The following is a 12,954-nucleotide window of genomic DNA, read 5'->3' as shown; positions in this document are numbered from 1 at the left end:
ATTTTTCAAAAAAAAAATATCTTTGATAAAGATACAAAAATTAATAGATGATTCATTCTAGATTTATTAAATCTTCTATTGGTAAAAAAACAATTATGGCTGTTACAGGAATTTTCCTTATGTCATTTTTGTTATTACATTTAAGTGTAAATCTTTGTCTTTTTTATGGAGAAGAATCATTTAATAATGCAGTGTCTTTTATGAGGAGGAATATTTTAGTGAAAATATTAGAGTATGTTCTTGCTTCAGGATTTATTATTCATATAATATTTGGATTTTTATTACACATAAGGAATAATAAATCAAAGGGAAATATTGATTACGCTATCAAAAATACGACTTCTTCTTTCGGAAGCAGAACAATGATTTATACAGGATTTTTAATCCTTTGTTTTTTAATTATTCATTTAATGAACTTCATGATTCCTATGAAATATAAACATGTTTCAGATTATGTTTTAGTTATATCTTTGTTTAAAAATCCTATATATACATTTATATATGTCTTTTCTTTTTTTGTTTTAGGCTTTCATTTAAATCATGGTTTTCAATCCTCTTTTCAATCAATAGGCCTTTCCAATAAAAAAAGATTATTTTGGATACGTAAGTTAGGTTTTTTTTATTTTTGGTTTGTTTGTTTTGGTTTTTGCATTATTGCTATCTGGTTTTTTTTTCATTAATTTTTATGTGTAATCAAAATAATAATTATTTGAAATTAGATTCAAAAATACCAAATGGTCCATTAAGTGATAAATGGAGACATCATAAATCTAATTTGGATTTAATTTCTCCTAATAATAGATCTAATCTAGAGATTATTGTAATTGGAACAGGCCTTTCTGGAGCATCTGCTTCATCTAGTTTAGCTGAACTAGGATATCAAGTGAAAGTTTTTTGTTTTCAAGATTCTCCCAGAAGAGCTCATTCTGTTGCGGCTCAAGGTGGGATTAATGCTGCTAAAAATTACAAAGGAGATAATGATTCTATCTATCAACTTTTTTATGATACCATAAAAGGAGGAGATTATAGATCTCGTGAAGCGAATGTATATCGTTTAGCTGAAATATCTTCCAATATTATAGATCAATGCGTAGCTCAAGGTGTTCCATTTGCTCGTGACTATGCTGGTTATCTTGAAAACAGATCTTTTGGTGGAACAAAAGTATCAAGAACTTTTTATGCCAAAGGACAAACTGGACAACAGTTATTGCTCGCTTGTTATTCCGCTATGTCAAGACAAATAGGAAAAGGTAAAATAAAAATGTATAACCGTCATGAAATGTTAGATTTAGTAATTATAGATGGAGAAGCTAGAGGAATAATATCTAGGAATCTTATTTCTGGAGAAATAAAACGTCATGTTGCACATGCTATAATAATAGCTTCTGGTGGATATGGAAATGTATTTTTTTTATCAACTAACGCTATGGGATCAAACGCTAGTGCTATATGGAGAGTTCATAAAAAAGGAGGTTTTTTTGCAAATCCTTGTTTTACTCAAATACATCCTACCTGTATTCCTATACATGGAGATTTTCAATCTAAATTAACATTAATGTCAGAGTCTTTGAGAAATGATGGTCGGATATGGGTTCCAAAAAAGATAGAAGATGCTATTCTTATACGAGAAGGAAAGAAACAAGCTGAAGATATAAAAGAAGAAGAAAGAGATTATTATCTTGAAAGGAGATATCCTTCATTTGGAAATCTAGTTCCAAGAGATGTAGCATCAAGAGCAGCAAAAGAACGTTGTGATAAAGGTTTTGGGATAGAAAATAATGAAAATAAAGAAGGTGTTTTTTTAGATTTTAACACTTCTATAGAAAAATATGGAAAAGAAAAATTACATGAAGTTGGAATAAAAAAATCTAGCCATATAATTATTATGAAATATGGTAAAGAGGTTATAGATTCTAAATATGGTAATTTATTTCATATGTATGAAAAAATTACAAATAGAAATCCATATGAAACACCTATGAAAATTTATCCTGCTATTCATTATACTATGGGAGGTTTATGGGTAGATTATAATTTAATGTCTTCTGTAAAAGGTTGTTATGTTATAGGAGAAGCGAACTTTTCTGATCATGGAGCTAATCGTCTAGGAGCATCTGCATTAATGCAAGGTTTAGCTGATGGTTATTTTATTCTTCCATATACTATAGCAGATTATCTATCTAGATATATAAAAAGAGGTAAAAAAGATATTGTATCTGTAAAACATCAGGAATTTCATAAGTCGGAAAAAAAAGTAAGAGAAAGAATTCAGAAATTATTTTCTAATCATGGTAAAATATCTGTTGATTTTTTCCATAAAAAACTTGGAAATATTATGTGGAAATATGTTGGAATGAGTAGAGATAAAAATGGATTGAATAAAGCTATAAAAAAGATACAAGAACTCCGTAATGATTTTTGGAACAATGTTTTTATTCCAGGAAATATTATAAAGGATAGTGAATTTAATTCAGAACTAGAAAAAGCAGGACGTGTTGCTGATTTTCTAGAATTAGGAGAACTGATAGCTATAGATGCATTAAATAGAAAAGAATCTTGTGGAAGTCATTTTAGAGATGAATATAAGACAATAGAGGGGGAAGCAATTCGTAATGATAATCATTATAAACATGTTTCTTTATGGGAATATAAAGAGGAAAAATCAATTAGTGAAGAGATCCATCATAAAGAAAAGTTAACTTTTAACTTTGTTAAAGTACAATCACGTTCTTATAAATGAAAAAATATCATCATGAAAAGTTCACTTAATTTTGTATTGAAAATTTGGAGACAAGGATGTTTTGAAAATACGGGAAAATTTAAAACTTACAAAGTTTATAATATATCTCCAGATAGTTCTTTTTTAGAAATGTTAGATTTATTAAACAATCAAATTTTATCTAAAAGAGAAGAAATTCCTATTTCTTTCGATCATGATTGTCGTGAAGGTATTTGTGGTATGTGTTCTTTATATATTAATGGAAGACCTCATGGTCCTGAAAATTTAGTTACTACTTGTCAATTACATATGCGTCATTTTAATAATGGAGAAGTAATATATATAGAACCATGGAGGGCCAAACCTTTTCCTGTTATTAAGGATCTTGTAGTTGATAGATCTTCTTTGGATAGAATCATTATATCTGGAGGATTTATTTCTGTAAATACATTTGGAAAAACTATAGATGGAAATCTAATTCCTATTCCGAAAGATAAAGCTGATAAAGCTTTTGATGCTGCTATATGTATAGGTTGTGGAGCATGTGTTGCTGCATGTAAAAATAGATCTGCTATGTTGTTTGTTTCAGCTAAAATAGCTCAATTTTCTTTATTACCACAAGGTAAAATAGAAAGAAAACAACGTGTATTAAATATGGTAAAAAAAATGGATGAAGAAGGTTTTGGTAATTGTACTAATACACAATCCTGTGAAATAGACTGTCCAAAAGGAATATCAACAGAACATATTTCTTTTATGAATAAAGAGTATATTCAATCTTTTTTTTAATATGGAGTATTTGGATTTTGAAAAACCTATACAAGAAATATATGATCAATATATCAATTGTTTGATGATAGAAAAAAAGAGTGGTATAGATATGAAAGAAGTTTGTTTTCAATTGAAACGTAAATTGGAAGTGACTATTAAGAAATTACATAGTAAACTTACACCTTGGCAAAGAGTTCAATTATCTAGACATCCAAATAGACCTTATACTTTAGATTATATTTATTCTATTACAGAAAAAAATTCTTTTATTGAGCTTCATGGAGATCGTTATATTGGAGATGATAAAGCTATAGTGGGTGGATTTGGAAAAATAGGAAAAAATACATTTATGTTTATAGGTACACAAAAAGGTAAAAATACGAAGGATAGACAATATAGAAGATTTGGTATGCCTAATCCTGAAGGATATAGAAAAGCTTTACGTCTTATGAAATTAGCAGAAAAATTTCGTAAACCGATAGTTTCTTTTGTTGATACTCCAGGAGCATTTCCAGGAATAGAAGCAGAAGAACGAGGTCAAGGAGAAGCTATTGGAAAAAATATTTATGAAATGATGTCTATTAAAGTTCCTATTATAGTCCTCATTATAGGAGAGGGGGCTAGTGGAGGTGCTTTAGGTATTGGTATAGGAGATAAAGTTTCTATGATGGAAAATTCTTGGTATTCTGTTATTTCACCTGAAAGTTGTTCTACTATTCTTTGGGGAAATTGGAAAAATAAAGAAAAATCAGCAGAATCGTTAAAATTAACGGCAGAGGATATGTATCAGTTAAATCTTGTAGATGAGGTTATTAAAGAACCTTTAGGTGGAGCTCATTTTTGTCCAGAAAAAGCTTATCAAATTATTAAAAAAAAAGTAATAACGTATTATAAAGAATTATCATCTATAAGAGAAGAAGAACTTATTATAGATAGAAAAAATAAGTATATTGCTATAGGTTTTTTTAATGATAGCTTTTAATAGATAATAAAGTTAATCACTCACTCTATTATGAATAAGAAATTGTATGAGAGAAACAAATCATTTAATTCCAAATAACAGAAACGGAAAATTTTCTTCTGATTTAGAAAACGTTAAAATTCCACCTCAAGCATTAGATTTGGAAGAAGCTATAATAGGTTCTATTATGATAGATAAAAAGGGATTAGATGAAGTGATAGACATCCTTTTTCCTGAAGTTTTTTATAAGAAAGAACATCAAGAAATATTTCGTTCTGTTCAATATTTATATCATAATTCTAAACCTGTTGATCTTTATACTATATCTAGTCAACTTCGTAAAGTTGGAAAATTAGAAATGGCTGGTGGAGAATTGTATCTTATAAAATTAACACAAAAAGTTGTCTCTTCTGCACATATAGAATATCATAGTCGTATAGTACAACAAAAATTTATTTTAAGAAAATTGATAAGTATATCATCAGATATTATAGAAAATTGTTATGATGAAAGTACCGATGTTTTTGAGCTTCTAGATAAAGCAGAGTCTAGTATTTTTGAAATAAGTCAAAAATATTTAAGAACGAAAAAATATGAAACAACTCAATCTATTATAGTTAGAGCCCTAAATAGAATAAAAGAGGTAGATAAAAAAGGAATGAGTGGAATTCCTTCTGGTTTTTGTAAAATGGATAAATTGATATCAGGATGGCAAAATTCAGATTTGATTGTACTTGCTTCTAGACCTGGAATGGGAAAAACAACTTTTATGTTATCTATGGTTAGAAATATAGTTGTTAAACAAAAAGTACCTGTTGTTGTTTTTTCATTAGAAATGTCGTCTATACAATTAATAACTAAATTAATGTCTTCGGAAACTGGAATTCCATCAGAAAAATTGAGGGTTGGAGGACTTACTGATTTAGATTGGAAAATATTAATAGATAAAACCAATAATTTAAAAAGTCTTCCATTGTTTATAGATGATACTCCTTCTTTATCCATTTTTAATTTAAGAGCTAAATGTCGTCGTTTTATATCACAACACGGAGTGAAGATAATTATGATAGATTATATGCAATTAATGGGGACTCATGGTAATCTTGGAACAAAATTGATTAATAGAGAACAAGAAATATCCATTATTTCTCGTAGTTTAAAATCTATAGCTAAAGAATTAGATGTACCTATAATAGTGTTATCTCAATTATCTAGAGCAGTAGAAACAAGAGGAGGAAGCAAAAGACCGTTATTATCTGATTTACGAGAGTCTGGAGCGATAGAACAAGATGCAGATATTGTTTTGTTTCTTTATAGACCTGAATATTATGGATTTAATAACTGGGATACAGAAGATAATGAATCTTGTTATGGTCAAGCAGAAATTATAGTTTCTAAACATAGAAATGGAAGTTTAGGTAAATTTAGATTGGAGTTTATAAGTAATCAGGCAAAGTTTATAGATCTTGATAAAAAGAAAAAACCTTCTTTAGAATGGGAGGAAGATTATGAAAAAAATTTCTTTAAAGATAAAAAAGATGAAAATTATTAATTTTATTAAGTAACGGTTTGTATTTTAAATAGTTTTATTTATCTTTGTTACAGAACTATTTCTGTTTTTTTTTGTTAAAAAACAGATTGTTTATCATTAAATAAAATGAGACTTTTAAAAGAGTCTGGACATTATATCAATATTGTTAATTCATTTAATTATTATTAATATGTTTTTGTATTATTTTTTTTCTTTTTTTATTTAAAAAAAAACGCTCAAATAAAATTTGAGTGATTCGAAAAATTAATTTTTTTTATATAAAATCCAATTAATTTTTGATACTTGTAAAATCTTTATCTGGAATAAGAGGGACTTTAGGAGGAAGGGATGGTTTTTCTCCTATAGAAATTATAAAATTTTCAGCAGGATATGTTTCTTGGATGAAAAGAAAATATAAAAAAAAGAAGTATACAGTTATCTTAGGAAGAGATGGACGTATATCATCCTCTATTTTTCAAAAATTTTTGATTATTACTTTTCAAAGTCTTGGAGTTAATGTAATTGATATTGGATTATCTACGACACCAACTGTTGGAATAGCTATTCTAAATGAGAAAGCCGATGGTGGAATAATGTTAACAGCAAGTCATAATCCAAAGAGTTGGAATGGATTAAAAATGTTTAATTCTAAAGGAGAATTTTTATCTGAAAAAGATTTTAAAAAATTTTCTTCTATAGTAGATAAAAAATATTTTCATTTTGTTCCTTTTAGAAAAATCGGAAATTCTATATATAAAGAAAATTATATTTTGAAGCATATAGAGTTGATTTTAACTTTACCTTTAGTAGATAAAAATATTATTCAAAAAGCTAGATTCAAAATAGTTGTAGATGGGATTAATTCTACTGGAGGGATTGCTATTCCTCTTCTTTTAAAATCATTGGGAGTGAAAGATGTAATGAAAATGTATTGTGATCCAAATGGTGATTTTACTCATAATCCAGAACCTATTGAAAAAAATTTAAAAGAAATTTGTAAGAGAGTACCGGAAGTAAAAGCCGATTTAGGAATTTCCGTTGATCCTGATGTAGATAGAGTTGTTTTTATTTGTGAAAATGGAAGATTTTTTGGAGAAGAATATACAATAGTATCTATTGCCGATTATATTTTAAAAAATAAAATAGGACCTATTGTTTCTACTTTTTCATCATCTAATGCTTTAAGAGATTTATCTAATAAAATAGGAGCTTCTTATTATTCTACATCCGTTGGGGAAGTTCATGTCGTGAAAAAAATGAAGGAAGTTCATGCTATATTCGGAGGAGAAGGAAATGGAGGAATCATATATCCAGATTTACGTTACGGAAGAGATGCCTTAGTTGGGATTGCTTTATTTTTAACTTATTTAGCTAAATTTTCTAAAATTTCTTTAACTGAATTAAAAAAGAAATATCCTAATTATGTTATGTCAAAAAAGAAAATTAAATTTTCTTCTAATCAAGAAATAGAAAAAATTTTGGAAAAAATAAAAAATAAATATAAAAGAGAGGATATGAACTTAGAAGATGGAATTAAAATATTTTTTCTAAATAATGAATGGATACATATTAGAAAATCCAATACTGAAAATATCATTCGATTACATATAGAAAGCTTTTCAAAAAAGAGGTTAAATTTACTGACAAAAAAAATTCTATATGAATTAAAAAATAATAATTAATATGTCAGAAAAAAATTTAATAGAAAGTATAGAAAAAAAATATATAAAAAAAAATCATTTTCCACCATTTAAATCTGGGGATTCTATCACTATTTTCTTTGAAATTAGAGAAGGAGAAAAAAAAAGAGTACAATCTTTTAAAGGAATAGTTATAAAAAAAAAAGGAAAAGGTTTAACTAAAACTTTTACTGTTCGAAAAATGAGTGGAGAAATAGGAGTGGAGCGTATATTTATTTTTAATCAACCTAATTTAAAAAAAATAATAGTAAATAAAAAAGGAAAAGTTCGAAGATCGAAAATTTATTATTTTCGATTATTTAAAGGAAAAAAGGCTAGAGTTAAAAGTCTTTAAAAAAAATTAGAATAAGCAAGATTGAGATAATTCATCATTCTTGCTTATTTTTTTGTTTTTCAATAAAAATTTATTGTTTTTTGTCATTTTCTTCTGTATTCACCTTATTATCCTTCTCTTTAGAAGACGTAGAATCCTCATTTTTTGAATTTGAAGAGTCTTCCTCATTAGGTGTATTAGCAGCAGATGAAGGAGGAGTATCCGTCGTTGAATTTGATTGATTTTCATTGCTATTTGCTGCTTTTTCTTCTTCTGTAGAAGGAGAGCTATTTTCGTTTTTAGATTTGTTATTACAACTACTTGTTAATAAAAATATTGCTAAAAAAATAGTGGTGACTGTGATTCTTAATTTTTTCATCATAATCAATAGTATTTCAGTTATAACATATTCTGAACAAATTTATATAAAAATTCGGAATGAAAAAATATATTATTATCGGATTTTTGATTGTTTATAGAAGATAAATATATTTATCTTTTATTTGATTATGTATATTTTATTTTGATAATAAGGATGTTATAATTTTTTTATCTATTTCTACAAATAAAAATTCATTTATATTTTTATATAAAAAATTTAATAATATGTCTTTAAATAAAAAAATTATAAAAGAAGCTTTAACTTTTGATGATGTTTTACTTGTTCCTTCTTTTTCTTCTGTTATACCATCAGATGTTTCTCTTAATACATTTCTTACATCGGAAATTACGTTAAATATACCTATAATCAGTGCGGCAATGGATACTGTAACAGAATCTTCTCTAGCTATTTCCATAGCTAGAGAAGGAGGAATGGGGATTATTCATAAAAATATGAATATAAAAGATCAATCTGAAGAACTTTATAAAGTTAAAAGGAGTGAAAGTGGAATGATAGATGATCCTATTACATTATCTAGGTGTTCTACACTTAGAGATGCTCAATATCTTATGAAAAAATATCATATTTCTGGACTTCCTGTTATAGAAGAAGATAAAACTTTAGTAGGAATTATAACGAATAGAGATATTAAATATCGTTTAGATTTAGAAACCTCAGTTGAGAATGTGATGACAAAAGAGAAATTAATCACATCTAAAAAAGATATAACACTGGAAGAAGCGAAAAAAATTTTATTAAAAGAAAGAATAGAAAAATTACCTATTATAGATAATTTTAAGAGACTTGTAGGTTTAATAACCATTAGAGATATAGATAACCTAATAGAGTATCCAAATGCATGTAAAGATGATAGAGGACGTCTTCGTGTAGGAGCAGCAATAGGAATAGACAAAAATACCTTGGAAAGAGTTGAATCTTTAGTAAAAGTAGGAGCAGATTTAATTTCTATAGATTCAGCACATGGGCATACTATGAGTGTATTAAAAATGATAAAAACCATTAAAAGTTTTTTTCCTAAAATTGTATTATTAGCTGGAAATATAGTTACTATGAAAGCAGCAAAAGATTTAATAGATGCTGGATCTAATATTTTAAAAGTAGGAATAGGATCTGGTTCTATTTGTACAACAAGAGTAATAGCTGGAGTAGGAATGCCTCAAATAACAGCTATAAATGATGTATATGAGTATGCTAAGACTAAAAATGTAAATGTTATTTCCGATGGTGGAATTAGATATTCAGGTGATGTAGTAAAAGCTATAGCAGCCGGAGCTAGTTGTGTCATGATTGGAAGTTTATTCGCCGGTACAGAAGAAGCTCCGGGAGAAGAAATTATTTTTCAGGGAAGAAAATTTAAAACTTATGTAGGAATGGGATCTTTAGTTGCTATGAAAAGAGGAAGCAAAGATCGTTATTTTCAATTTAACGAAAAAACGGTACCAGAAGGAATAGAGGCTAGAGTTCCTTACAAAGGAAAAATGAAAGACGTTATTTATCAAGTATGTGGAGGAATACGTTCAGGTATGGGTTACTGTGGAGTTTCCTCTATTCAAGAATTAATGAAAAATGGAAAATTTGTAAGAATAACTAATTCCGGATTAAAAGAAAACCATCCACATAGTGTAAGTATTACTAAAGAATCTACTAATTATTTTAATTATGATTCATAAAAAAAAAGAATACCCGGGACGGGATTTGAACCCGTACGATCTTAAAGATCACAGGATTTTAAGTCCTGTGTGTCTACCAGTTCCACCACCCGGATTTTTAAAAAATTTAAAAAGCGAGAAACGGGATTCGAACCCGCGACCTCGACCTTGGCAAGGTCGTACTCTACCAACTGAGCTATTCTCGCAATAATAAATCTAATTTAAATAGAATTTAGTACTTATAAAGTAAAATACTAGAAAGTTAAATATATATACTTTAATATCAAAAATTTTATTTTTCAGAATGTTCTTTATAAAAAGAATTAATTATTCTATTAATAAATTTTTTCTTTATAATAGAAAACATGTGAAAAAAATTTTTTTTAGGTTTTTCTTTTTTTTCAAAAATTTTATTTTTACTATCTAATAATTTTAATAATTTTAAAGCTCTATGAATTATTTTTATAGGCATACCTGAAATTTTTGCTACATGAATTCCAAAACTGTGTTTACATCCTCCACTTACAAGTTTTCTCATAAAAAGTATATTTTCATTTTTTTCTTTTATAAAAAGATGAAAGTTTTTTATTCTATTATAAAACAAATTCATTTCATTTAATTCATGATAATGAGTAGCAAACAATGCTAAAGGTTTAAAAGAATTTTCATGTAAAAATTCTGTAATAGCCCAAGCTATAGATATACCATCATATGTACTTGTTCCTCTTCCTATTTCGTCTAGTATGATAAAACTTCTTTGAGATATATTATTTAATATATTTGCTGTTTCATTCATTTCTACCATAAATGTAGATTCCCCTAGAGAAATATTATCATAAGCCCCTATTCTGCTAAATATCTTATCTATTAAACAAATTTTTGCAGATTTAGCAGGAACAAAACTTCCAATATGGGACATTAATATGATAATTGCAGTTTGACGTAAGATAGCTGATTTTCCAGACATGTTTGGTCCTGTTATTATCATTATTTGTTGATCATATTTATTTAATATAATATCATTTGGAATGTATGATGATTTAGAAATGAATTGTCTTTCAATAACTGGGTGTCTTCCTTCCTTTATATGTAATTCAAAGGAATGATTGATATCTGGTTTAACATAATTATTTTCTGAAGCGGAAATAGAAAAAGAAAGAAGAACATCTATTTCCGCTATTATTTTTGCATTTTGTTGTAAAAATTTGATATAATTCAATAATTGATGAATTAAGTTGTGAAATAATTCTTTTTCTAGAGAAAAAATTTTTTGTTCAGAATTTAAAATTTGCACCTCATAATTTTTTAATTCTTCATTGATATATCGTTCAGAATTAGTTAATGTTTGCTTCTTTATCCAATTGGATGGAATTTGTTTTTTTTTAGATTTTTTAATTTCGAAGAAATAACCAAAAATATTGTTATATCCAATTTTTAAATTGGATATACCTGTTTTTGTTTGTTCTTTGGAACAAAGTTTATCTAAATACTCTTTTTTTGATGAACATATATGACGAATTTTATCCAATTCTTTAGAGAATCCTTTTGCAATAATATTACCTTTATCAATTTGATGTGGAGGATCATAATGTATAGTCTTTTTTATTATATTAGATATAATTAAACAATTGTGAAGTTTTTTTCCTATCTCCAATAAATTATTAGATTTTTGTATTAGTAAAATTTTTCTTATTTCATGAATAGCTTCTAAAGATTTTTGTAATGTGAAAATTTCACGTGGAGTAATTTTTCCAATAGCTATTTTAGAAATAATTCTTTCTATATCATATATTTTTTTTAATTTTTTTTTCAGTAAACAACGATTAAAAAAATTAGAGAGAAATTCTTCTACTATTTTATGACGTTTTTTTATAGAATGAATATGAATAAGAGGAAAATAAATCCAATGTTTTAATAATCTACAACCCATTGGGGTTATTGTTTTATCAATAATATTTATTAGAGTAACTCCCTTTTTATTTAAACCATGAAATATTTCTAGATTTTTAAAAGTAAAATCATCAATCCACATGTGTTCTTCTTTTTTTATTTTTTTGATACTAGAAATATGTTTTATATTATGATGTTTTGTTTCATATAAATAACTTAAGATAACTCCAGAAGCTATGATTCCTAATTTCAAATCTTCTATTCCAAAACCTTTTAATGAACTTGTCTGAAAATGAGAAATCAATTTTTCATATGTGTATGAATAATTAAACATCCAATCTTCCATTAAAAAAGAATAATATTTTTCTTTAAAAATTTTTTCAAAAAATTTTTTTTCTTTTCTACGAAAAAGAATTTCACTTGGGTTAAAGTGTTTTAAATAATGCAATATGTTTTTTTTTCTATCTTCTACAACAAAAAAATCACCTGTGGAAATATCTAAAAAACTTAAACCAAAGTTTTCTTTTTCTATATAAATAGAAGCCAAAAAATTATTTGATTTAGTATGTAAAATACTTTCATTTATAGTGATTCCTGGAGTAACTAATTCTATAACACCTCTTTTTACAATATTTTTTCCTCCTTTTTTAGCTTCTTCTAATTGATCACAAATAGCAACTCTGCATCCTGATTTTACTAATTTTGGCAAATAATTATTTAACGAGTGATAAGGAAAACCAGCTAAATGGATTGTATTTGAACGTTTAGTTAAAACTATATCTAGTATTTTAGAACATTTAACAGCATCATCTCCAAATATTTCATAAAAATCACCTACTTGAAATAATAAAATAGTATCCGGATATTTGTTTTTTATATTATTATATTGTTTTAATAATGGTGTTTCTTCATTTTTTGAATGAGAATTTTTATTTTTATTTATCATGTTTTATGGATAGAAAAAAAAGTAAAATATGGTATTTTATGAAAATAAAGTTTTATTAATAAATAGATAAA

10 protein-coding genes and 2 tRNA genes are annotated in these 12,954 nt (G+C 26.5%); 8 read left to right on the top strand and 4 right to left on the bottom strand.

The window, feature by feature from the left end; all coding sequences use genetic code 11:
* Positions 1-47 precede the first annotated feature (47 nt).
* The 7 genes from H0H78_RS02325 to rplS all read left to right on the top strand — a co-directional run bounded on the left by H0H78_RS02325 (position 48) and on the right by rplS (position 8,016).
* A complete protein-coding gene (locus tag H0H78_RS02325; RefSeq protein ID WP_185850883.1) occupies positions 48-680 on the top strand; it encodes a succinate dehydrogenase cytochrome b subunit in 633 nt (210 codons plus the stop codon).
* A gap of 5 nt (positions 681-685) precedes the next feature.
* Complete coding sequence (locus H0H78_RS02320) at positions 686-2,740, top strand: fumarate reductase/succinate dehydrogenase flavoprotein subunit (protein ID WP_185850882.1); 2,055 nt, start codon at positions 686-688, stop codon at positions 2,738-2,740.
* Between the two features lie 12 nt (positions 2,741-2,752).
* Positions 2,753-3,508: a succinate dehydrogenase/fumarate reductase iron-sulfur subunit gene (locus H0H78_RS02315; protein WP_185850881.1), complete on the top strand. Its 756-nt coding sequence runs from the start codon at positions 2,753-2,755 to the stop codon at positions 3,506-3,508.
* Position 3,509: 1 nt separating this feature from the next.
* Positions 3,510-4,472: an acetyl-CoA carboxylase carboxyltransferase subunit alpha gene (locus H0H78_RS02310; protein ID WP_185850880.1), complete on the top strand. Its 963-nt coding sequence runs from the start codon at positions 3,510-3,512 to the stop codon at positions 4,470-4,472.
* A gap of 46 nt (positions 4,473-4,518) precedes the next feature.
* The gene (dnaB, locus tag H0H78_RS02305; protein WP_185850879.1) at positions 4,519-6,003 is read left to right on the top strand and encodes a replicative DNA helicase; all 1,485 of its coding nucleotides are present in this window, start codon (positions 4,519-4,521) and stop codon (positions 6,001-6,003) included.
* Positions 6,004-6,278: 275 nt separating this feature from the next.
* Positions 6,279-7,664, top strand: coding sequence for a phosphoglucosamine mutase (gene glmM / locus H0H78_RS02300; protein ID WP_185850878.1), 1,386 nt, complete (start codon positions 6,279-6,281; stop codon positions 7,662-7,664).
* Between the two features lies 1 nt (position 7,665).
* On the top strand, positions 7,666-8,016 hold the full coding sequence (gene rplS, locus H0H78_RS02295; protein WP_185850877.1) for a 50S ribosomal protein L19: 351 nt from the start codon (positions 7,666-7,668) through the stop codon (positions 8,014-8,016).
* A 70-nt stretch (positions 8,017-8,086) separates the two neighbouring features.
* Here the strand turns inward: rplS and H0H78_RS02290 are convergent, their stop codons facing one another.
* The gene (locus tag H0H78_RS02290) at positions 8,087-8,377 is read right to left on the bottom strand and encodes a hypothetical protein (RefSeq protein ID WP_185850876.1); all 291 of its coding nucleotides are present in this window, start codon (positions 8,375-8,377) and stop codon (positions 8,087-8,089) included.
* 224 nt (positions 8,378-8,601) lie between these two features.
* Between H0H78_RS02290 and guaB the strand changes: the two genes are divergently transcribed.
* Entirely contained in the window at positions 8,602-10,068 is a 1,467-nt protein-coding gene (gene guaB / locus H0H78_RS02285) for an IMP dehydrogenase (protein ID WP_185850875.1), read from the top strand.
* Between the two features lie 10 nt (positions 10,069-10,078).
* On the opposite strand, the gene H0H78_RS02280 is transcribed toward guaB, so the two are convergent.
* The 3 genes from H0H78_RS02280 to mutS all read right to left on the bottom strand — a co-directional run bounded on the left by H0H78_RS02280 (position 10,079) and on the right by mutS (position 12,883).
* Positions 10,079-10,163 (bottom strand) — tRNA-Leu (locus H0H78_RS02280).
* Positions 10,164-10,180: 17 nt separating this feature from the next.
* Positions 10,181-10,253, bottom strand: a tRNA-Gly gene (locus H0H78_RS02275).
* An 86-nt stretch (positions 10,254-10,339) separates the two neighbouring features.
* Positions 10,340-12,883, bottom strand: a complete 2,544-nt coding sequence (mutS, locus tag H0H78_RS02270; RefSeq protein WP_238783744.1) for a DNA mismatch repair protein MutS — start codon at positions 12,881-12,883, stop codon at positions 10,340-10,342.
* Positions 12,884-12,954: the final 71 nt, after the last annotated feature.

The organism is Blattabacterium cuenoti (genome assembly GCF_014251235.1).
In the GTDB taxonomy this organism is placed as follows: Bacteria; Bacteroidota; Bacteroidia; order Flavobacteriales; family Blattabacteriaceae; genus Blattabacterium; species Blattabacterium cuenoti_AF.
This window is presented reverse-complemented; position numbering and strand designations above follow the sequence as displayed.